This is a genomic window from Ensifer sp. 38_S197 (assembly GCF_056924495.1).
In genome coordinates this window covers 2,684,084-2,705,438 of record NZ_JBXOVZ010000001.1, presented here as the reverse complement: position 1 = coordinate 2,705,438, position 21,355 = coordinate 2,684,084, and the positions used below count along the sequence as shown (strand labels likewise).

Below are 21,355 nucleotides of genomic sequence, written 5' to 3'. Positions count from 1 at the left end.
GGATCGAGGACTTGATGCTGGGCGGGTATCACCGGGCGCGTGTCATTGGCGGCGCTGGTCGCGTTCTAGCGGGACCGCCATGCTGCCTCGTTCTTCTGTTCGTAGTCGCTGAACGCCTTTTTGAGACCACCCAGAACCTCGGCCGCCGTTTCGAACATAGCCCTCAACTGCGGCTCGTCGACCTTCAGGATATCTTCGCGCAGATGATCCATGGTGTCCTGCAGGCGCATTTGCATTCTTTGCGTATGTTGACGAAGCTCACGATCGCTTTCACTGGCCATCGGAGGCTCTCCTTTGGTTTCGCTTCAATCAACCGCCATCATTTGGCGGAATGAATCCCCAACCCATTGCCTCTACCGTCGGTTCCGGTATCGAGCCCGAGAAGTGATGCCACGAAGACACGGCCAATTGGTTCGCGACACCGGAATTGGTCAACGAGATGACCCAGGAGTTGTTGGTGAAGTCATCGGCGAAGACAATGCAGGAAGAGGTAGCCGGGGGCCATCGAGGCACGCCAGCCGAAGTCTTCGCGGCATTCTTGAAACTCGGTCTGACATCGTTCGGCGGGCCGATCGCTCATCTTGGTTACTTCCGAGACGAACTGGTCGTGCGCCGGAAGTGGATCGATGAGGCCGGCTATGCCGATCTCGTCGCGCTTTGTCAGTTTCTGCCCGGTCCCGCCTCAAGTCAGGTCGGTTTTGCTCTGGGACTCCTGCGCGGTGGGCCGCTCGGCGCACTCGCCGCCTGGGCCGCGTTCACGCTGCCGTCTGCCCTCCTGCTGGTCGTATTCGCAATAGCGGCGACGGCCTTCGACGGTCCAATCGGAACGGGCCTGTTGCACGGGCTGAAGATCGTTGCCGTAGCGGTCGTCGCACAGGCTGTATGGGGTATGGCGAAGAACCTCACTCCGGATCGCGAGCGTGCCAGCATCGCTCTTGCTGCCGTATCGATCATCGTGTTTGCGGCGGGGGCCATCGGGCAAATCGCAGCGATCACATTCGGCGCCCTCGCCGGGGTCCTGCTGTGCCGCAACGGACCGGTCGCGGGATCGACGCATCTGACGTTCCGCGTCACGCGCCCCGCCGGCATCCTCTGTCTCGTGGCTTTCCTCGTTCTGCTTGGCGTCCTGCCGATCATCGCAACCGCTTCCCAGAGTTGGTCGCTGTTCGACGCCTTCTATCGATCAGGTTCTCTCGTCTTTGGCGGCGGACATGTGGTCTTGCCGTTGCTTCAGGCCGAAGTGGTCGCTCCCGGTTGGGTTTCGAATGATGCCTTCCTCGCAGGCTATGGCGCGGCGCAGGCAGTACCGGGTCCCCTCTTCACCTTTGCCGCCTATCTCGGCGCGGTCAGGGGACCGGCACCGAATGGCGTTCTCGGTGCGGGCATCTGCCTCGTAGCGATTTTCCTGCCCGGCTTCCTGCTGCTCGTCGGCGCTCTGCCCTTCTGGGATAGTTTTCGCAAACGGCCCCTTGCCCAGGCTGCGATGCGCGGCGCGAACGCGGCCGTGGTCGGCATTTTGGGAGCGGCACTTTACAGCCCGGTCTGGACCAGCGCCGTCTTGAAACCCTACGACTTCGCGCTCGCCCTGACGGCATTCATCCTGCTCGTCGTATGGAAAGCGCCGCCATGGATTGTGGTCGTAGTCACCGCAATGGGCGGAGCGTCGCTCCAGCTTCTCTGAGTTCGTCGGAAGCGCTTGTGAGCCTGCTGTTCTGGCGTGGGAGAACCGTGTCAGTCTCATCTCCTAGAAGAAGGAGAAAATTGTCTGCGACTGTGCCCTTGACCTTGCCACCGTTGGAAGCCCCACATTCACACAGGTCAGATCAAATGGAGTTTCCAAATGCACCATCTCAACATCCCCGACATGACCTGTGGGCACTGCGCCGGAGCGGTCGAAAAGGCGGTGAAGTCGGTCGATCCCAGCGCCAAGGTCGCTGTGGATATCGATGCGAAGACCGCATCGATCAACTCTCAGATCCCCTCCAATGCCTTCGTTGCCGCGATCGCAGAAGCCGGCTACCAGGCCTCCTTCAAGAAATCCTGCTGCAGCCACGTCGGGTGATCCTGGTTTTGCGACGCCCACCTGCTGCCGTCGACTAGTTGTCTTTCGTGCGGAACTTGGCGTGGCAGGACGTGCAAACCTGCAGCATCAAATGGAAAGCGTGCTCGGCGGGTATGGACATCGGGTCGGGCATCGCCGCGTTTCTCTTGGCGAGTGGCCCGCCCATCGTCGCATCGATGCCATGCATCCGCATGTCGGGCGCAAGAACATCCGGATTGCGGTCTGCTGCAACGGAAAGTGCCTCGGCGTATGCGCCAAGGTCGGTCGCCAGCTTGTCGAATGTCGGTCGCTCTGCTTCGATACGGGCGCTGGCCTTGGAGCCCACGGCGACGACCGGACCCCCGAACAGTTCCGACAGGCGTTTCCCCGAATACGCCCTGATGGTTTCGGCGGCCGATTTGAACGCCTTTGCGTCGTAAGGGGATGTACCTTTGAACACGGCGTCGATGCTCTTGGCGGCAGCCGCCACCGCCTTCATATTCCGCTGCCTCTCACGAACGACGTCATCGCCAGGCTGTGCGGTCGCAGCCGAGACCGACATAACTGCAACCACCGCAAGAATGAGGCCGGACGATTTAACCGCATTCGAACACATTCGGGTGCCATCCTTTCATCGAGCGCCGTGCCATTGTTGCCTTTTGATCAAGGTCAAGGCGAATCCGGCGAGCATCGCGCATTGTGGGTGAATAGAGCACCAGGTGTCGGACGAAAACATGATCGCCGCCAGCCAGACCGTCCAGAAACATGCAAGGGGATTGGTGGCCGCCTTGGTCGCCATCCTGTTTCTGGTCGCGCCGATTGCCGAGGCAGCCCCCATCGCAGGCGAGCCACACGTTGCCGGCAGCGAAGATGTCATTTCCTCACAGGGGAAAGCCGATCTCCATGGCAAGACCGAAACAGGCGATCAGAAAGCCTGCTGCAAACGCGTCTGCGGCCTGTGCTACACGCTTTTCCCGGCCCCAATCTTCGGCGAAGTCACCCTGAAGTCGGGCGATCGCCGGGACCTCTCCCCCCAACCGCCCATCGACGGCATCATCTCCCGGCCGGCCATCGGCCCTCCTCGATCCATCGGATGAGCCAGGCCAGCGCCGTTGGCGCTGGTCCTCCGCGGTCGCGCCCGCTTGGCGCGGTCCTCGCCGGCATTGCCCGGCATGGAACAAGAGGTCAATGAAAATGAAACGCCGTGAATTCCTGGGCGGACTGATGTCGGTCGCCGCTTCTGCTGCCGCCCTACATCCAAGCAGAAGCTGGGCTGAGGCCCGCAAAGCAACATCGTCGAGCGCGGGTACGCGCTCGCTTGCGATCACAAAACGCGTCATCGAGGTGAATGGCAGAGCTGCCGACGTCTTCGGGCTTCTCCAAGCGGATGGCGCCGCCGGGCTGACGCTCGACGCCGACAGCCCCTTCGACGTCGCACTTTCAAACCAAGGCGGTGAAGCAACACTCATCCATTGGCATGGGCTGGCGCCCCCATGGGACATGGACGGTGTACCGGACAATCCCGCAGCACTGCTGAAGGCAAAGGAGACCCGGCATTACGCGTTTCCGGTGGGCGCGGGCGGCACGCACTGGATGCATGCGCACACGCTCCAGGAGCAGAACCTGCTTGCCGCTCCGCTGATCGTGCGAACCACCGACGACAGGCAGCGCGACGAGCAGGAAGTCGTTATCCTGTTGCACGACTTCTCCTTCACGCCTGCCGAGGAACTGCTCGCCAAGCTCAAGGGATCTTCTACCGGTCATGGGATGGACCACAGCGCGATGATGCAGGGCATGGCATCCAACATGCAGGGAGGCCACATGTCCGGGATGGCCATGTCGAGCATGGCCCCCATGGATCTGAACGACATCGAGTATGACGCCTATCTCGCGAACGACCGTACGCTCGATGATCCGGAAGTCATCGCCGTCGAAAACGGTGGGCGTGTCCGTCTGCGCATCATCAATGGCGCAACAGCCACCGCCTTCACGGTCGACACCGGCATCCTGACCGGACAGTTGATCGCGGTTGACGGACAGTCGGTGCAGCCGGTTTCCGGGACCCTTTTCCCGATTTCCATGGGCCAGCGGCTCGATATCCGGCTTGGGCTTCCGAAGTCAGCAGATGCCCACCCCATCCTCGCGCTGCGGGAAGGCAATACCCATCGCACAGGCATCATCCTGGCGCCATCAGGGGCAAAGATCGCCAAGATTGCATCGCGTGGGAAGGAGCCCGGACCGGTGATCGGGCTCGATCTCGAAGAGCGATTGGCGGCCGTCACGCCCCTTTCCGCTCGTCCTGCAGACCGTCGGTTCGCGTTGACTCTGACGGGCAGCATGGGCGGCTACGACTGGCGGATCGAGGGCGGCGATGACCTTGGCATCCGCGAAGGCGAAAGGCTTGAGATCGTCATGCGCAACATGTCGATGATGTCCCACCCGATGCATCTTCACGGTCATCACTTCCAGGTCGTCGGCATAGGTGGAAAGTCGCTCGGCGGTGCCGTACGGGACACCATTCTTGTGCCGCCGATGGGCAGCGTGAACGTCATCTTCGACGCCAACAATCCGGGTCGCTGGCCGCTCCACTGCCATCACCTCTATCACATGGCATCGGGAATGATGTCCTTCGTCGCCTACACGTAACGAGGATGAGACGGCCCGGCCGGCGCGAAGGTGCCGGGCCGTATCCTTGTTATCGGCGAGTACCCGTTGCGGAGACGATCCAATGGACGACCATAAGCATCACCACCGACATGAAGGTCACGACCATCACCATGCTGAAAAGAGTGCGGCGCCGGCCAAAGCCGCAGAGAAGCAAAGCTCGGGCCAAGAGGGGGTGATCTACACATGCCCCATGCATCCGCAGATACGGCAAAACGGCCCTGGCAACTGCCCGATCTGCGGCATGGCTCTCGAACCCGAAGTCGTCACCGCCGACGCGGGGCCCAGTCCGGAGCTTGTCGACATGCGCCGGCGGTTCTGGATTGGCTTGGTCCTGGCGCTGCCTGTGCTGGCGCTCGAAATGGGCGGTCACCTCACCAACCTGCACATGCTGCTTGGCGCCCAGACGTCGAACTGGCTCCAGTTCATCCTGGCGACCCCGGTCGTCCTTTGGGCGGGTGCTCCCTTCTTCGAACGGGCCTGGCAATCGATCGTCACCCGGCACCTCAACATGTTCACGCTGATCGCGATGGGCACGGGCGTCGCCTGGCTCTACAGCGTGGTCGCAACCGTTGCTCCCGGTCTGTTTCCGGCAACGTTCCAATCCGCCGAGGGGGCAGTTGCGATCTATTTCGAGGCGGCCGCCGTCATCACCGTGCTGGTGCTGCTCGGCCAAGTGCTCGAACTGCAGGCGCGCGAGCAGACCGGCGGCGCAATCCGGGCGCTTCTCGACCTGGCGCCGAAAACCGCCCGCATCATCCGCAGCAATGGAACCGACGAGGATGTGGAGCTCGAGGCGGTCGCCGTCGGCGATAAACTACGCGTCCGTCCGGGCGAAAAGGTCCCGGTTGACGGCACGCTCATCGAGGGGCGCAGCTCGATCGATGAATCGATGATCACAGGGGAGTCGATGCCTGTTACCAAGGAGGTCGGGGCCAAACTGATCGGTGGTACGATGAACCGCACGGGCGGCTTCGTCATGGAGGCCGGCAAGGTCGGCCGGGACACCATGCTGTCTCGGATCGTCCACATGGTCGCCGAGGCGCAACGCTCTCGCGCCCCGATCCAGCGGCTCGCCGACGAGGTCTCCGGCTGGTTCGTGCCGGTCGTCATCCTGATTGCCGTTATCGCCTTCGCGACGTGGATGCTGGTCGGTCCGGAGCCGCGCTTCGCCCACGGACTGGTCGCCGCAGTCGCGGTGCTGATCATCGCCTGCCCTTGCGCTCTCGGCCTTGCCACCCCGATGTCGATCATGGTCGGCGTCGGCAAGGGTGCCGGCGCCGGTGTGTTGATCAAGAACGCCGAAGCGCTCGAGCGCTTCGAGAAGGTGGATACGCTGGTGGTCGACAAGACCGGAACCCTGACCGAGGGCAAGCCGAAGGTCACGGAAATTGTCGCCGTGAGCGGGGTATCGGAGGACGAATTGCTGCGGCTGGCCGCTACGCTGGAGCGCGCGAGCGAGCATCCTCTGGCAAGCGCCATCGTCGACATCGCCAGCGAGCACAATGTGAAACTCGGATCTGCCGAAGACTTCGACAGTCCGGTCGGCAAGGGCGTGACGGGCGTCATCGATGGCCGCAGGCTGATCATCGGCAGTCACCGGATCATGTCCGAGGAAAAGGTCGATATCTCCGCCCTGTCGCAGAAAGCAGAAGACCTGCGCAGCGAAGGAGTGACCGTCATCTTCGCCGCCATTGACGGTCGCCTGGGCGGGTTGTTCGCAATTTCCGATCCGATCAAGTCGACGACACCGGCAGCGGTCGAAGCGCTGATCAAGGATGGCGTGCGTGTGGTGATGCTCACGGGGGACAACAAGACCACCGCCAGTGCGGTCGCCCGCAAGCTCGGCATCAAGGAGGTCGAGGCGGAAGTGCTCCCGGAACACAAGAGCGAGATCGTCGCCCGCCTACGCAAGGAAGGCAGGATCGTCGCCATGGCCGGTGATGGCGTCAACGACGCCCCTGCCCTTGCCGCCGCCGACGTCGGCATCGCCATGGGAACCGGGACCGATGTGGCGATCGAAAGTGCCGGCGTGACGCTGCTCAAAGGCGATCTGCAAGGCATCGTCCGGGCGCGGCGGCTCAGTCACGCGACGATGGCGAACATCCGGCAGAACCTCTTCTTCGCCTTCATCTATAACGCGGCCGGCGTACCCGTTGCGGCGGGCGTGCTCTATCCCGCCTTCGGGCTTCTCTTGTCGCCGATCATCGCAGCCGCCGCCATGGCGCTTTCGTCCGTCAGCGTGATCGGCAACGCCCTGAGATTGAGGAGCGCCCGGATCTGAGACCGTAGCTCGTCGCTGGCCGCCCCGGTTGGCGGACCGGCTGCAGAACAGCATGTGGACGGGAGAGCGTCCACATGCCCACTCCCGCAGGCAAAGAACCCGGCGCACGCGTTGCACGGGCCGACCCGCCTCCTTGTGCAGGCTGCTCGGCCAAGATTTCGGCAGGCAACGAGCTCCCTTATTTCGAACATCGAGATTGCCAAGAAGGCCGGCGCACGTATAGTTTCCATCTCCCCGGCGGCTTCATCGTCGCCTCCCTCGCCGATGGAAACATCAATCTCAACGCCTGCCACCCACCGCCCCATCCCTCTTCGTGCCGACCGGTCGCGCCCGATGTCTGCGATGCTTGACGTACTCTTCTTCTGCTCGCACGGAAATGCGAGGCAGACGCTTCATGAAACCGATGCTAGGATAGTGGACATGGAAACGACCCTTTCTCCAATGCTGACCGTTTGCGGTATCGAGGAACTGCCGGGTCAGAGCAGCCGAAACGTGACCCATGTTCTGTCGATCGTCGACCCGGAACTCCCGGACCTGGAAGCTTTCGACGCTTACGGTGAGCATCGCCGCACGATCTTGCGCTTCCACGATATCATTGAGGCGGCGCCGAACCGGGTGATGCCTCGCCCGGACCATGTGGAAGCCATCCTTCGCTTTGGTACAGATTTCCTGATGCGTGAAGATCGGGAAGCCGCCAGCCATGTGCTGGTTCATTGCCACATGGGCGTATCGCGCTCGACGGCAGCCATGCTGACGCTGATGGCGCAGGCAAATCCGGAGGAGTCCGGTGAAAAGCTCTTTGCCCGCCTCGCCGCAATCCGCCCGCAGGCCTGGCCGAACTCCCAGATGATCGTCTTTGCCGATGAACTGCTCGGACGCGCGGGCGAGCTCACCACTGCACTCGGCCGCCATTACGGCCGCCAGATCAAGAGCCGGCCGGAGTTCAGCGAGTGGATGACATCCCTCGGCCGCCAGGCCGAACTGCAGATGGCCATCCACGACTGACGGCTGGAGGCGCACCCCTCCTCCGACTTCACCGGGAAGGGGCTGCAGACCTAAGCTCAGCTAACGCGGACTCGCTTCCGTCGACGGGTCCACTGACGGACGGCACCTGCAAGGACCAGTAGTCGCGCTCCCGTCCTCATGTCTCGACCGCAAGGACGCTGACGCAATCGCCGGCCTTGACGAGCCCGGGGAAGTGACGGGCCGCGAGGATGCCATCCATCTTCGCCTCGACGTCCAGTGGTCGAACGCCCGTGCGGCCGATGGGATAGATGCGGGCGACAACCTCCCCTTTCTTCACCCGATCGCCAAGATCGAAGAGTGGTTCGATGAGACCAGCGTCCTCGGCGAAGGAAAAGCAGTTTCCATCCGGCATGTCGAGCCAGGTCGTCCTTGCCTTTTCGACAGCACCCTTGAGGATACCGGCCACCTTCAACACATTCGAAACGCCTGTCTTGGCGATGCGAGCGCTTTTGGCCGTGACCGTCCCCCCGCCGCCGAGCTCCGTGGTGACGAAGATCTTGCCCATCTCCTCCGCTGCCGTGTCGTACATGCCGACAGCGTCGATCTCCAGCATCTTCATCGACCATGGGGCGCCGAAGGCGCTGACGAGATCGAAGGCTTTTGCCTCTTGCGCCTTGTCGGGCAGGATATGGGCGGCACAGAAGGGCAGGAAATCGAGCGTCTTGCCGCCCGAATGGAAGTCGAGCACGATATCGGCGAGCGGCAGCAGGGTGCGCTGGAAATAGTCGGCGATCTTTTGGGTGACAGTGCCGTCCGGCGCACCCGGAAAGCTGCGGTTCATATTGCCCTTGTCGATCGGCGAGGTGCGCGTGCCGGCGAGAAGGGCCGGATAGTTCATCGCCGGCACGATGATGACCCGGCCTGTCACGTCCTCGGCCTTCAACGTGCGGGCGAGATCGAAGAGCGCGATCGGCCCCTCATATTCGTCGCCATGGTTGCCGCCGGTGAGAAGGGCCGTCGGGCCCTCCCCATTCTTGACGACCGTAACCGGGATCATCACTGAGCCCCAGGCGGAATCGTCGCGGCTGTACGGCAGGCGCAGAAAACCGTGCTGCACGCCTTCGGCCGAAAAATCGACCGTGGAGCTGATCGGCGAAGGACGAAGTGTGAGGTCCCGCATGGCTCAATCCTTCACGAGAAGCTTGCGCGGCACATTGGCGAGGCACTCGACGCCGGTCTCGGTGATCAAGATACTTTCCGTCGTCTCGAAGCCCATGTCCTCGAGCCAGAGCCCCGTCATGAAGTGGAAGGTCATGCCCGGCTTCAGTTCGCTTCGATCGCCTGGACGCAGGCTCATCGTGCGCTCGCCCCAGTCCGGCGGATAGGAAACGCCGATACCGTAGCCCGTTCGGTTGTCCTTCACGATGCCGTATTTCTTGAGCACGGCGAAGAAGGCGTTGGCGATATCCTCGCAGGTATTGCCGGGCCGCGCCTTTTCGAGGCCCGCTTCCATGCCTTCGAGCGTTGCCTTCTCGGCATCGAGGAAAGCCTGTGTCGGCTTGCCGAGGAAGACGGTGCGCGAGAGCGGCACGTGGTAGCGGTGGTAGCAGCCGGCGATCTCGAAGAACGTGCCCTCGCCGGATTTCATCGGTCGATCGTCCCAGGTCAGGTGCGGCGCGGAAGCCTCTACGCCCGAGGGCAAGAGCGGCACGATCGCCGGATAGTCACCGCCGATGCCGTCCACGCCACGTGTCCCGGCATCGTAGATTTCCGCCACGAGGTCGCACTTGCGCATGCCGACCTCGATCTTGTCGAAGATGCGCTCATGCATTTTCTCAACAATCTTCGCGGCATTGCGCATGTAGCGGATTTCCGCCTCGCTCTTGACCGCGCGCTGCCAGTTGACGAGTGCGGTCGCATCGGCAAAGCGGGCATTCGGCAGGTGTCTCGTGAGCGCGGCGAAGGCGGCGGCGGAAAACCAGTAATTGTCCATCTCCACGCCGATCGTCAGCTTGTCGAGGCCACGCTCGGCGAGTTTGGCCGAGAGATAGTCCATCGGATGGCGCTCGGTGGACTGCACGTAATGGTCCGGATAGCCGATGATGTTCTCGTGCTTCAGATAGGCGGTGAATTTGGCGCCGTTGGCATCTTGCCCGCGGCCGTACCAGATCGGTTCGCCCGTCGGCGGCACGACGACGCATTGGTGCACGTAAAAGGACCAGCCGTCATAGCCGGTCAGCCAGTTCATGTTCGACGGATCGCTGACGATCAGCACGTCGATACCCTTGGCTTCCATGGCATTGCGTGTTTTTTGAAGACGCGCTTCATACTCCGGAAGTGAGAACTTCAGGTTCGTTTGTTTCATCGGTTTTTCCTCTATACCCGGCGAAAAGCCGGTCTCAACTCTCGAAGATCGTGCCGGCGCCCGCCGTTGCCGCGCGGGCGGCAGCAAGCGTGGCGATGGCCGTATCCTGAATGCCCGTGCCGGTAAGATCCGCCACGGTGATCTCATCGGGGCCGCTGCGGCCCGGCTTGCGCCCGGCGATGATCTCGCCGAGTTCGGGGAAGATCGCGCTCTCCTTCACGAGGCCCGCCTCTATGGCATGATGCAGTTCGCCGAGCCTGCGCGTCTGCTTGAGGCTGTCGGCGACATAAAGACCGGCGCCGGTAATCACGGCGGGCTCGATCTCGTTCTTGTGCTCGGCATCCGAACCCATGGCCGTGACATGCTGACCAGGCTGGAGCCATTCGGCCTTGAGCACCGGTGTTTCCGAAGGGGTCGTGGTGACGATGATGTCGGCGCCATCGACCGCTGCCCTGCCATCGACTACGGTTCGAACGGGAAAACAGAGGCTCCTCGTCAGCTCCGTTGCCGCGGCTTCGGCCTTTGCTGCGTCCCTCGCCCAGATGCGCGCCTCTCGGATCGGCCGCACCAAGCGTAAAGCTTCGAGCTGCAGCATGGCCTGCATTCCGGCGCCGAAGATGGCGGCAACCGCGGCATCCGGACGCGCGAGATGCCGCGCCGCGACCGCGCCGGCCGCCGCAGTGCGCACGTCCGTCAGATAGCCATTGTCGAGCAGCACGGCCTGTACCAGGCCGGTCTTCGCTGAAAGCAGCACCATCAGGCCGTTGGTGCTCGGCAGGCCGATCTTCGGATTGTCGAAAAAGCCGGGGCTGATCTTGATGGCAAAACCGTCGAGGCCCGGCACATAGGCGGTCTTCACATCCACCTCGCCGCGCGCTTCGGGCATGTCGAGCCTGAGGATCGGCGGCATGGCGACCGCCTTGGTGGCGAGCGCGTGGAACGCGTCCTCCACACAGGCAATGGCTTCAAGATCGAGCGGGACGATGCGCCGGAGCTCCGCCTCGGTGAGAATTTTCATCGTCGTCATGCCGCTGTCTCCTGCAACGCATCGGCATTCCCATTGATGACCCGCCGGTGCAGGTCCATGTCCACGTTGCGACCGGAGAGGATCACTGCCACCGGCCCGTCCAGTCGGCCGAGCCGGTCGGAAAGCAGCGCCGCGATGCCGACGGCTCCGGCCCCCTCGATCACCTCACGCTCCTCGGCATAGGCATGCCGCATGCCGGCCGCGATCTCGTCTTCCGAAAGCAGGATCACCCCGTCCAGCAGAGCGCGGCACATCTTAAAGGTCACGGTGTTGTCGAGACCGATGCCGCCACCCAGCGAATCGGCAAGGCTTGCCACTTCCTCGACCTGCACCGGCCGCCCGGCATCGAGGCTGGCCTTCATCGCCGCGCCGCGCTCCATGGTGAGACCGATGACGCGGGTTTTCGGCGAACGCCCTTTCACCGCCGCAGCGACACCGGCCGCAAGCCCACCGCCGGAGAGCGGCACAAGAACGGTTGCCACGTCCGGCATTGCCTCAGCGATCTCCAGGCCGAGCGTGCCCTGCCCCGCCACGACGGCTCGATCGTCGAAGGGTGGCACCATGACGAAGCCGTCTTCGGCCACCAGCCGGTCGACCTCGACCTGCGCCTCGTCCTGCGAATTGCCGACGATGCGGACATGCGCGCCAAGCCGGCGGATTTCCAAAACCTTGTTGTCAGGCACGAGCCGCGACATGCAGATCGTCGCGACCGCGCCTTCCGCCTTGGCGGCATGGGCAAGCGCCCGGCCGTGATTGCCCGTCGAGGCGGCTACGACGCCCCTCGCCCGCTCTTCCGGTATCAGCGAAAGCACGGCGTTCGTCGCGCCGCGCAGCTTGAAGCTACCGGTCGTCTGGTGGTGTTCGAGCTTGAGGCCGACAGGCACGCCACAGCGTTCGGAAAGCGACGGGGAAGGCACGAAGGGCGTATGCAGAACCCGGCCCTTGATGCGCCGGGCCGCCGGTTCGATATCCGCCAATGTTACGGGAAGGTTCGACATGGGTCACCGGTCCGAATAGGCAAGCGTCATCAGGCGGCCGCGTTCCGGTCGTGCCGTCTCGTCGCCGCAAAGGCGCAGGCAGGCCCAGGCAGTGGCAAGGTTGCTGGTGACGACCGGCTTGCCGATCGCAGCCTCGATTTCGGCCGCTACGCCCGCCGCCCGAACCGCCGTGCAGGAGATGAAGAGTGCGTCGCCATCAGGCGCAGTCGCGTCCTTCGCAAAGGCAACGATCTCCTCCGCGGAAATGCGTGCCATCTCCCGATCATCGGTGAGGCCAAGGCAGGTAAAGCGGGCGATGTCGAAGCCGAGCGCCAGGAAATAATCGGCCATCGGCTTGCTGGTTTCGATCGTGTAGGGCGTCAGCACCGAAATCCGCTTCGCGCCGAAGGCCCTAAGGCCCGAGGCAGCCGCCGCCGTGGGCGTGACGACGGCGGCGGTGGGCTTGGCGGCTCGCACGGCCGCCGTTACTTCCGCGTCGCCTATGACGACGGAGGCGGAGGTGCAGGAATACATGACGACGTCGAGAGGTTCGTCCGGCAGGATCAACGCGGCCGCCGATGTCAGCGAGGGCCGCATGGCGCGGAGGTTTGCCGGCGTCACCGGGTTGGCGTAGGGGATGCGGGTCGCGTAGACGCCGATCCGCTCGTTCGCCACCATCCGCTGGAAGTCCACTTCCGTCGTGTGGTCAGTCGCAAGGACGATCAGGCCGACGCGTTTGTCGAGCGGCCGATCGTCCAAATTCGGCGCACGCGCGGCGAGCTTAAGATCGAGCGTCTGCATCAGTGTTCCTCCACCCGGGCGTAACGTTCCTCCAGCCAGCGCAGGAAGACGACGGAGATCAGGCTCATGATCAGGAAAAACACACCAACCAGCGTCATCGGTTCGATATAGCGATAGCTGCTGTTGGCGACGCTTTTCGCCTGGTTCATCAGTTCGAGCACAGTGATGGCCGAGAGCAGCGGCGTCTCCTTGAACATGGCGATGAGATAGTTGGCAAGTGCCGGGATCATTGGCGGGATCGCCTGCGGCAGGATGACGTGGATCCAGGTCTGGCGTCCCGTGAGGTTCGTCGCCTTCGCTGCTTCCCATTGACCGCGCGGCACATTCTCGATGCCGGCGCGGTAGACCTCCGCCGCATAAGTGCCGTAGTGCAGCCCGAGCCCGATGATGCCGGCGAGCAATGCCGGCAGCCGAATGCCGATGTCCGGCAGCACATAGAAGATGAAATAGAGCTGCACGAGTAGCGGCGTGCCACGAATGAACTCCACGACGAAAGCCGTGGCGCGCGCGATCGGCTTTGGTGCAGTCATGCGCAGGATGGCAACGACGAGGCCGATGACGGCGGCAAGCGCCGCACCGAACACGGTGGCCAGAATGGTGATCTTCAGGCCCTCGATGAGGGTCGGCATGATTTCCCAGACAAAGTTCCAGTCCCATTCCATTGTCAGATCCTCACGCCATCGAGGCCGCGTGTAACCCGGCGTTCCAGCCAGCGCATGCCGTGGGAGATCGCGAGCGCCATCAGGAAGTAGAGCACGAGGATCGTTGCGAAAGGAACGAGCGTGCTGCCGGTCTGGGCACGCACCACCTGCGCCTGGAAGGTCATGTCGGTCAGCGAAATTAGCGAGACGACGGCCGTGCCCTTCAAAAGTTCGATCGCATTGTTGCAGAAGGTCGGAAGCATAAGCGGCAGGGCCTGCGGAAGAATGACGTAACGCATCGACTGATAACGCGAGAGATTGAGGGCAATGCAGGCTTCGCGCTGCTCACGGCCGATCGCCTTGACGGCGCCGCGCACGACTTCGGCCCCATAGGCCCCGACGTTCAGCCCCAGCGCCAGAACACCCGCTTGTAGCGGCGACAGCGTCACCCCGGCGAAAGGCAGGACGAAATAGACCCAGAAGAGTTGGACGAAGATCGAAGTACCGCGGAAAAATTCGATATAGGTGGTGGCGAGCGCGCGAACCGCCAGGAAGCGGCTGACGCGCCCGAGGCCGGCGACGAACGCCATGACGAGAGCGAGCACGGAGCCGAGCACGGTGAGCTCAAGCGTCACGAGCGCGCCTTGCAGGATCAGTCCTATGTAACCGGACCAGTCGGTCATCGTTCTTCCATATAGCAAGGAGATGGCTGCCTCTCCCCGAATGGGGGAGAGGACGGATTGCTGCGGCGCTTACTTGGCGGCGCAGAGCTTCTCGCGTGTCGTTGACATCGCGGCCGCAGCCGAGAAGCCATAGGGTTCGATGATCTTGGCGAACTCGCCCGACTTCTTGAGCTTGGCGAGTTCCACGTCAAAGGCGTCGCGCAGCGCTTCGTCACCCTTCTTGAAGGCCGCGCCGTCGCAATAGACCGGCGCGCCTTCGACCGGCGCCACGACTTCGACACCGGGATCGTTCGCCTTGGCGACGAGATCGTTGATCGAAAGCACGGGCAGCGAATAGACGTCGATACGGCCGTCCTGCAGCATCTTCAGCCCGCTCTGGCCATCCGGCACGACAATGACGCGTTCGCGCGGCACGCCAGCTTCAAGCGCGAGCTTCTCTTCCGTACCGCCACCGGGCGCCCCGATCTTGGCATCCGGATTGTCGGCGATATCCTTGTAGCTCTTGAGCTTGAGCGGGTTGCCCTTTTTCAGCGCGAAGGCCTCGGCGTCACAGAGGATCGGCTCGGAATAGGCGACGGCCGCGCAACGTTCGGGCTTCATGAAGAGGCCAGCGGTGATGACATCGTGCCGGCCGGCCTGAAGACCCGGGATCATCGCGCCATATTCCGAGATCGAGGCCACGATGTCGTTGACGCCGAGGTGCTTGAAGACCTCACGCGCCACGTCAGGTGCAGCACCTGAAACCTTGCCGTCGGCCGCAACCGCGGTGAAGGGCGGTTCGTTCGCGATCGCGACACGGGCGAACCCCTGTTCCCGCAGTTCCTCAAGCTTGCTGTCGTCGGCCCAAGCGGGCGCCGCGGCGACGATCGCCGTCAGGACGCCCGTGCCGGCGGCCATGGTCAAAAAGGTCCTCATGCTCATTGTTCCGAACTCCTCTAGCTGTCCCTGTTGTTGTTTGGAGCATTGTTTCCGGGTGGCGAAGCCACTCAGACGCGGTGCCCTGCCGCGATGATCTTGCGCAGGAAGGTCTGCGTGCGCTCCTGCTTGGGATTGCGGAAAATCTCGTCGGGCTTGCCTTCCTCGACGATTTTGCCGCGATCGAAGAAGAGGATGCGGTCGGCGAAATCATGGGCGAAGCCCATCTCATGCGTGACGAGCAGCATGGTCATGTCGGTCTCGATGGCGAGCTTGCGCATGACGTTCAGCACTTCCTCGACCAGTTCCGGGTCGAGTGCGGAGGTCACCTCGTCGAACAGCATGATCTTTGGCGAGAGAGCGAGCGCACGCGCAATGGCAACGCGCTGCTTCTGTCCGCCGGAGAGTTGCGCGGGCATGCTCTTCGCCTTGTCGGCCATGCCCACCATGTCGAGAAGTTCCATCGCCCGTTTCTCGGCCGCCGCCTTTGCCACGCCCTTCGTCAACATCGGAGCCAATGTGACATTGTCGAGCACGCTTTTGTGCGGGAAGAGATTGAAGTGCTGGAAGACCATGCCAATCTTCTCGCGCATCTTGTGAAGATGGCGATCGTCGGCGGGCGCGAGACTGCCATTCTTCGGCATGTGATAGAGTTGGTCGCCATCGACCTCGATATGCCCGCCGCTGATCGCCTCCAGCGTCATGAGAATGCGCAGGATCGTCGTCTTGCCGGAGCCGGAAGGGCCGATAAGCGCCAGCTTTTCGCCCGGCAGCACCTCCATCGACAGACCGTCGAGTACGGTCAAGGGACCGTAGCGCTTGGTGATGTTGTCGATGCGGATGATCGGCGCAGCCATGCATGTCTCTCCCTGTTGAGACAAGTGATGCAGCAACGATGCGCGGCAATCAAAATCATGTCAATCCGAATAATAATATCAGTACAATTATTGTTGTACTGCCCAATTGACAGGCATCTTCCTCAGATCGCGAGCAGCAGTGCCTCCGGGTTTCCGCTGGCCAAAGAGGCGAGAATGCCGAGACCAGTGCGCAGTTCCTGCTCGGTCGTCGAGCCGAGCGAAATGCGCACCGCCGGATGCCAGCCCTGGTCCGCCGTGCGGAAAGAAGAACCAGGCGCAATCGCAACGCCGCGAAGACGTGCCTGAGAAACGAAACCTTCTTCCGTGTGCCCTTCCGGCAGCGGCAACCAGACATGCAGGCTCTGCGGGTGGGAACAGTGAGGCAGGCCCGCAAGGGCCTCCTCCGCAATGGCATGGCGAACGGCGAGCGCCCGGCGCTGCCAGTTGACGAGCTCCATCGCCGTGCCGTCGCTGACCCACAGCGTCGCGATCTCCGCGATCGAGGGCGTCGCCATCCAGTTGGAGACAAGGTGTCGGTTGGCGACGGCCGCGACGTAGCGATCCGGCGCAGCAAGATAACCGATGCGCAGGCCCGGCACCGTGATCTTGGTGAAGCTCGTGACGTAGAGAGTGCGCTCCGGCGCATAAGCCGCGATCGGCGGTGCCCGCCCCTCCACCAGCGGTCCCAGAATGTCGTTCTCGATGATCGCGATATCGTGGCGCCGCGCGACCTCTGCGAGCGCCTGCCGGCGTTCGGCGCTCATCAGCGCCGCGGTCGGATTGATCACCGAAGGTTGGAGAAATACGGCGCGGATGACACCCTTGCGGCAGGCCTCATCAAGCGCCTCAGGAATCATCCCTTCGCGGTCGATCGGCAAGCCTTCGAGGTGGAGGCCAAGATAGCTGGACAGCGGCACGAGCGTGTGATGGCTGATCGCCTCCGTCGCAACGGTGGAACCGGGCGGCGCGACGCTCATCAGCGCGACCGTCATGCCCGAGGTGGCGCCGTTCGTGAGGCTGATGTTCAGCGGCGAAACATCGAGCCCGCAGCGCGCCAGCCAGTCGGCTGCGACCTTGCGATGGCGCGGGAAGACCATGTTCGGCCGGAAGGAGAGCGCCGAACTTGAGGGTAGGTTTTCCGCCAGCCACGCGAAGGCCCCCCGCATGCGCTCCAGGTGGAGCTGCTCGCAGACGGGCTTGAGGATCGAGAGGTCGACCAACTCGCCGAGGCGCTCGGGCAAATAGGGCGGCTCGGGTTCCTTCGGCCTTGTCTGAACGAAGGAGCCGCGGCCGATCTCGCCGGTAATGAGCCCGCGCCTAATAAGCTCGTCATAGGCGCGACTGACGGTTTGCACGGAAAGCTTCAGGTCGTCGGCAAGCTTTCGATGCGGCGGAAGGCGCGTCCCGTTCGGCAAATGGCCTTCCTGGATGGCGCGGGCGATCTGCTCGGCAAGGGAGAGATAGGCCGGCCGGCGCAATTGGGATATGTCAGGTCGCCAATTTGTCATGATTTCAACAGTGCGCAAAATCAGTTCAATTGACAACGCCAAAATGCGTTCCCATTGTCTTTTTCTCCACTTTGACGTGATCTTCGCCCGGAGGGCGCCTGAATGAAACTCGACGCCATTGACCTGCGCATCCTTGAAGCGATTCAGCAGAACGGGCGAATTACCAAGCTGGCACTGGCGGAAAAGGCGGGCCTTTCACCAACGCCTTGCTGGCTGCGCCTGCGAAAGCTGGAAAAGGCGGGCATCGTGACGGGCTATCATGCCCGCGTCGCCGTGCGGCGCGTCGCGCCGGTCGCCAGCGTGATGATGGAGGTGACGCTCGCCAATCATCGGCAGGCGGATTTCGAACGATTCGAGCGAGCAGTCACAGCAACGCCTGAGATCGTCGCTTGCTGGTCGGTCGGCGGCGGCGTCGATTACATCCTGAAGATCATGGCGCCCGACATCGACGCCTATCAGCGCCTCGTCGACAGCCTGCTCGACCGCGAACTCGGCATCGACCGATATTTCACCTACATCGTCACCAAGACGGTGAAGGAGGAGACCGTACTGCCGCTCGAGACGCTGCTTCCTGCCTCCGAATAGAGAGATTGTCTACGACCGCCCCTGTCTTTGGCTCAAGTCTCTACCGACCACCCCGGCTATAGACAATCTGTCGCCGTCCCTCTGGCAGACTTCCTTTGCACAACAAAAGGAGGCCGCCATGACCGCCGTATTTGCCCGCACCACCTTTCACGACGCCCTCAGCCGCCTTGCCGACCCGCACCTCTTGCGGGAGCTTTCCTATGTCGGAGGCCGCTGGATCGCCGGTCGTGAAGGCGCGAGCTTCAAGGTGACCGATCCTGCCTCGTCGGCAACACTCGCCTGGGTCGCGGCCCTCGATGCCGAGCAGACCGGAGAGGCCATCTCGGCCGCCGCCGAAGCGCTTGGCACCTGGCGCGGCATGCTGCCGCAACAGCGCGCCCAGATCCTGCGCAGATGGCATGACCTGATGCTGGAAGCCCGCGAGGACCTCGCGCTCTTGATGACGCTGGAACAGGGCAAGCCGCTTGCCGAATCCCGCGGCGAGATCGACTACGCGGCGTCCTTCATCGAGTGGTATGCCGAAGAAGGAAAGCGGCTTAACGCCGAAGGCGTCACCAGCCACCTTTCCGGAGCCGAGATGATCGTCCGCCGCGAGGCCCTCGGCGTGGTCGGCATCGTGACGCCGTGGAATTTTCCCTCCGCCATGATCACCCGGAAAGCGGCGGCCGCACTTGCTGCCGGCTGTACCGTCGTTGCCCATCCCTCCAGCGAAACGCCGCTTTCCGCGCTCGCCCTTGCCGAACTCGGCGAACGAGCCGGCATTCCAGCCGGTGTCTTCAGCGTGGTGACGGGAGACGCTGCCACGATCGTCAGCCGCATGAATGCCGATCCGCGCATTCGCGCCATGAGCTTCACCGGGTCGACGGAAATCGGCAAGCTGATTGCGAGCCAGTGTGCCTCGACCATGAAGCGGCTGGTCATGGAGCTCGGCGGGCACGCGCCGTTGATCGTCTTTGCCGATGCCGACATCGGAAAGGCTGCCGACATAGCAATCGCCGCAAAATTCGCGACGTCCGGTCAGGACTGCCTCGCGGCGAACCGGATCTATGTCGAGCGTTCCGCGCTCGCGGACTTCACGGCGGCCTTCAGGGCGCGCATCGAAGCGCTGAAGGTTGCTTCTGGCCTTGAGCCGGGTGTCGAGATCGGCCCGCTGATGCATGAGCGCGCCATAGCGAAGGTGGAAGAACAGGTCGCCGATGCGCTGAAGCGCGGCGCAAAACTCCTGACCGGCGGCAAGCGCCACCGGACAGGCACGCTCTTCTACGAGCCGACGCTTTTGACTGATGTACCCGACGATGCGCTGATCATGCGTGAAGAGACTTTTGGCCCGGTTGCCGCCATCACCGCGTTCGATAGCGAGGACGACGTCATCGCCCGCGCCAACGACACCGACTACGGGCTCGTCGCCTACGTCGTGACCGAGAACGGCGCACGCCAGTTTCGGCTTGGCCGTGCGCTCGAATACGGAATGGTCGCGATCAATCGCGTGAAGATCACCGGCGGGCCGATCCCCTTCGGCGGCTGGAAACAGTCGGGTCTCGGGCGTGAAGGCTCGCGCCACGGCATCGAGGCTTTCACCGAACTCAAATACATCTGCATCGATACGGCTGCCTGAGCCCGGGCGCCACATCCATACGCGAAAGGAACGACCATGCTCGACAGAAGCAACGAACTCACAGCCTGGGACCGCGATCACTTCTTCCACCCATCCACGCATATGGGCATGCACGCCCGCGGCGAGACGCCGACCCGTGTCATCGGCGGCGGTGAAGGGGTCTATATCACCGACACGAACGGCAGGACGAGCCTCGACGCCTTTGCCGGCCTCTATTGCGTCAACGTCGGCTACGGCCGCGAAAAGATCGCCGATGCGATTGCCGCGCAGGCCAAGAATCTTGCCTATTATCACGCCTATGTCGGCCACGGCACGGAAGCCTCGATCACGCTTGCCAAGATGATCATCGACCGTGCGCCGCAAGGCATGAGCCGCGTCTATTTCGGTCTCTCCGGCTCGGATGCCAACGAGACCAACATCAAGCTGATCTGGTACTACAACAACATTCTCGGCCGTCCGGAAAAGAAGAAGATCATCTCCCGCTGGCGCGGCTATCATGGCTCCGGCGTCATGACCGGCTCGCTGACCGGCCTTCATCTCTTCCATAACGCCTTCGACCTGCCGCGTGCGCCGATCCTTCACACCGAAGCGCCCTATTTCTTCCGCCGCCCGGACCGGTCGATGGATGAAGAGCAGTTCTCGCAGGATTGCGCCGACAAACTCGAAGAGATGATCCTGGCCGAAGGCCCGGAGACGATCGCCACCTTCATCGGAGAGCCGATCCTTGGCACTGGCGGCATCGTGCCGCCACCGAAGGGCTACTGGCAGAAGATCCAGGCCGTGCTCGAAAAATACGACATCCTGCTCGTCGCCGACGAGGTCGTCACCGGCTTCGGCCGGCTCGGCACGATGTTCGGCTCCGACCACTACGGCATGCGGCCGGACCTCATCACCATTGCGAAGGGCCTCACTTCTGCGTACGCGCCGCTTTCGGGTACGATCGTCTCGGACAAGGTATGGCAGGTGCTGGTGCAGGGTTCGGACGAGTTGGGCGCGATCGGCCACGGCTGGACCTATTCCGCCCATCCGATCTGCGCGGCCGCGGGCGTTGCCAATCTCGAACTGATCGATGAGTTGGGGCTCGTTGAGAATGCTGGCAGCACGGGCGCTTATTTCCGTTCCGAACTGACGAAAGCCCTTGGCGGCCACAAGCATGTGGGCGAAGTGCGCGGCGACGGATTGATGGCCGCGATCGAGTTCGTCGAGGACAAGGACGACCGGATCTTTTTCGACCCGGCAAAGAAGGTCGGTCCGCAGGTCGCTACAGCCCTTCTCGAACGCGGCGTCATCGGCCGCGCCATGCCGCAAGGAGATATCCTGGGATTCGCACCACCACTCTGCCTCACAAGGGACGAGGCCGACATCGTTGTGAAGGCGGCCGCAGATGCGATCACGTCCGTGCTCGGCTCGAAGTAAAGCCCGGCGA

At 62.9% G+C, this 21,355-nt stretch carries 21 protein-coding genes; 9 read left to right on the top strand and 12 right to left on the bottom strand.

Annotated elements, in window-relative coordinates:
- Positions 1-65: 65 nt before the first annotated feature.
- Positions 66-281 carry a hypothetical protein gene (locus AC1Z3V_RS12330; RefSeq protein ID WP_483499232.1) on the bottom strand — a complete coding sequence of 72 codons (216 nt, stop codon included), beginning with the start codon at positions 279-281 and terminating at the stop codon, positions 66-68.
- Between the two features lie 197 nt (positions 282-478).
- Here AC1Z3V_RS12330 and chrA point away from each other — a divergent pair, with 197 nt between their 5' ends.
- Together chrA and AC1Z3V_RS12320 are read left to right on the top strand one after the other, a co-directional pair.
- The gene (chrA, locus tag AC1Z3V_RS12325; RefSeq protein ID WP_483499657.1) at positions 479-1,681 is read left to right on the top strand and encodes a chromate efflux transporter; all 1,203 of its coding nucleotides are present in this window, start codon (positions 479-481) and stop codon (positions 1,679-1,681) included.
- Between the two features lie 159 nt (positions 1,682-1,840).
- Positions 1,841-2,062 carry a heavy-metal-associated domain-containing protein gene (locus AC1Z3V_RS12320; RefSeq protein WP_483499230.1) on the top strand — a complete coding sequence of 74 codons (222 nt, stop codon included), beginning with the start codon at positions 1,841-1,843 and terminating at the stop codon, positions 2,060-2,062.
- Between the two features lie 34 nt (positions 2,063-2,096).
- On the opposite strand, the gene AC1Z3V_RS12315 is transcribed toward AC1Z3V_RS12320, so the two are convergent.
- The gene (locus tag AC1Z3V_RS12315; RefSeq protein ID WP_483499655.1) at positions 2,097-2,603 is read right to left on the bottom strand and encodes a cytochrome c; all 507 of its coding nucleotides are present in this window, start codon (positions 2,601-2,603) and stop codon (positions 2,097-2,099) included.
- Between the two features lie 172 nt (positions 2,604-2,775).
- Between AC1Z3V_RS12315 and AC1Z3V_RS12310 the strand changes: the two genes are divergently transcribed.
- The 4 genes from AC1Z3V_RS12310 to AC1Z3V_RS12295 all read left to right on the top strand — a co-directional run bounded on the left by AC1Z3V_RS12310 (position 2,776) and on the right by AC1Z3V_RS12295 (position 7,994).
- Positions 2,776-3,138, top strand: coding sequence for a hypothetical protein (locus AC1Z3V_RS12310; protein ID WP_483499228.1), 363 nt, complete (start codon positions 2,776-2,778; stop codon positions 3,136-3,138).
- 97 nt (positions 3,139-3,235) lie between these two features.
- Positions 3,236-4,687 (top strand): multicopper oxidase family protein, encoded by a 1,452-nt coding sequence (locus AC1Z3V_RS12305; RefSeq protein ID WP_483499226.1) that lies wholly within the window; start codon positions 3,236-3,238, stop codon positions 4,685-4,687.
- 82 nt (positions 4,688-4,769) lie between these two features.
- Complete coding sequence (locus tag AC1Z3V_RS12300) at positions 4,770-6,989, top strand: copper-transporting P-type ATPase (protein ID WP_483499224.1); 2,220 nt, start codon at positions 4,770-4,772, stop codon at positions 6,987-6,989.
- Between the two features lie 420 nt (positions 6,990-7,409).
- Positions 7,410-7,994 (top strand): tyrosine phosphatase family protein, encoded by a 585-nt coding sequence (locus AC1Z3V_RS12295; RefSeq protein WP_429811691.1) that lies wholly within the window; start codon positions 7,410-7,412, stop codon positions 7,992-7,994.
- Positions 7,995-8,130: 136 nt separating this feature from the next.
- On the opposite strand, the gene doeB is transcribed toward AC1Z3V_RS12295, so the two are convergent.
- The 10 genes from doeB to ehuR all read right to left on the bottom strand — a co-directional run bounded on the left by doeB (position 8,131) and on the right by ehuR (position 17,729).
- Entirely contained in the window at positions 8,131-9,135 is a 1,005-nt protein-coding gene (gene doeB, locus AC1Z3V_RS12290) for a N(2)-acetyl-L-2,4-diaminobutanoate deacetylase DoeB (protein ID WP_483499222.1), read from the bottom strand.
- A 3-nt stretch (positions 9,136-9,138) separates the two neighbouring features.
- On the bottom strand, positions 9,139-10,320 hold the full coding sequence (gene doeA, locus AC1Z3V_RS12285) for an ectoine hydrolase DoeA (protein WP_483499220.1): 1,182 nt from the start codon (positions 10,318-10,320) through the stop codon (positions 9,139-9,141).
- A 34-nt stretch (positions 10,321-10,354) separates the two neighbouring features.
- The gene (gene eutC, locus AC1Z3V_RS12280; protein ID WP_483499218.1) at positions 10,355-11,347 is read right to left on the bottom strand and encodes an ectoine utilization protein EutC; all 993 of its coding nucleotides are present in this window, start codon (positions 11,345-11,347) and stop codon (positions 10,355-10,357) included.
- Positions 11,344-12,345 (bottom strand): hydroxyectoine utilization dehydratase EutB, encoded by a 1,002-nt coding sequence (gene eutB / locus AC1Z3V_RS12275; RefSeq protein WP_483499216.1) that lies wholly within the window; start codon positions 12,343-12,345, stop codon positions 11,344-11,346. The genes eutC and eutB overlap by 4 nt, the downstream gene beginning before the upstream one ends.
- A gap of 3 nt (positions 12,346-12,348) precedes the next feature.
- Entirely contained in the window at positions 12,349-13,125 is a 777-nt protein-coding gene (gene eutA / locus AC1Z3V_RS12270; RefSeq protein WP_483499214.1) for an ectoine utilization protein EutA, read from the bottom strand.
- Positions 13,125-13,787: an ectoine/hydroxyectoine ABC transporter permease subunit EhuD gene (ehuD, locus tag AC1Z3V_RS12265; RefSeq protein WP_483499212.1), complete on the bottom strand. Its 663-nt coding sequence runs from the start codon at positions 13,785-13,787 to the stop codon at positions 13,125-13,127. The genes eutA and ehuD overlap by 1 nt, the downstream gene beginning before the upstream one ends.
- Positions 13,788-13,789: 2 nt before the next feature.
- Positions 13,790-14,449: an ectoine/hydroxyectoine ABC transporter permease subunit EhuC gene (gene ehuC, locus AC1Z3V_RS12260; RefSeq protein WP_483499210.1), complete on the bottom strand. Its 660-nt coding sequence runs from the start codon at positions 14,447-14,449 to the stop codon at positions 13,790-13,792.
- A 69-nt stretch (positions 14,450-14,518) separates the two neighbouring features.
- Entirely contained in the window at positions 14,519-15,364 is an 846-nt protein-coding gene (gene ehuB / locus AC1Z3V_RS12255; RefSeq protein ID WP_483499654.1) for an ectoine/hydroxyectoine ABC transporter substrate-binding protein EhuB, read from the bottom strand.
- 71 nt (positions 15,365-15,435) lie between these two features.
- Positions 15,436-16,221, bottom strand: coding sequence for an ectoine/hydroxyectoine ABC transporter ATP-binding protein EhuA (gene ehuA, locus AC1Z3V_RS12250; protein WP_483499208.1), 786 nt, complete (start codon positions 16,219-16,221; stop codon positions 15,436-15,438).
- Positions 16,222-16,343: 122 nt separating this feature from the next.
- Positions 16,344-17,729, bottom strand: a complete 1,386-nt coding sequence (gene ehuR, locus AC1Z3V_RS12245) for a MocR-like ectoine utilization transcription factor EhuR (RefSeq protein WP_483499206.1) — start codon at positions 17,727-17,729, stop codon at positions 16,344-16,346.
- Positions 17,730-17,831: 102 nt separating this feature from the next.
- On the opposite strand from ehuR, the gene AC1Z3V_RS12240 reads away from it, so the two are divergent.
- From AC1Z3V_RS12240 to AC1Z3V_RS12230, 3 genes are all read left to right on the top strand, one after another.
- A complete protein-coding gene (locus AC1Z3V_RS12240; protein ID WP_483499204.1) occupies positions 17,832-18,314 on the top strand; it encodes an Lrp/AsnC family transcriptional regulator in 483 nt (160 codons plus the stop codon).
- Between the two features lie 118 nt (positions 18,315-18,432).
- On the top strand, positions 18,433-19,929 hold the full coding sequence (locus tag AC1Z3V_RS12235; RefSeq protein WP_483499203.1) for an NAD-dependent succinate-semialdehyde dehydrogenase: 1,497 nt from the start codon (positions 18,433-18,435) through the stop codon (positions 19,927-19,929).
- 36 nt (positions 19,930-19,965) lie between these two features.
- Positions 19,966-21,345: an aminotransferase gene (locus AC1Z3V_RS12230; protein WP_483499201.1), complete on the top strand. Its 1,380-nt coding sequence runs from the start codon at positions 19,966-19,968 to the stop codon at positions 21,343-21,345.
- Positions 21,346-21,355: the final 10 nt, after the last annotated feature.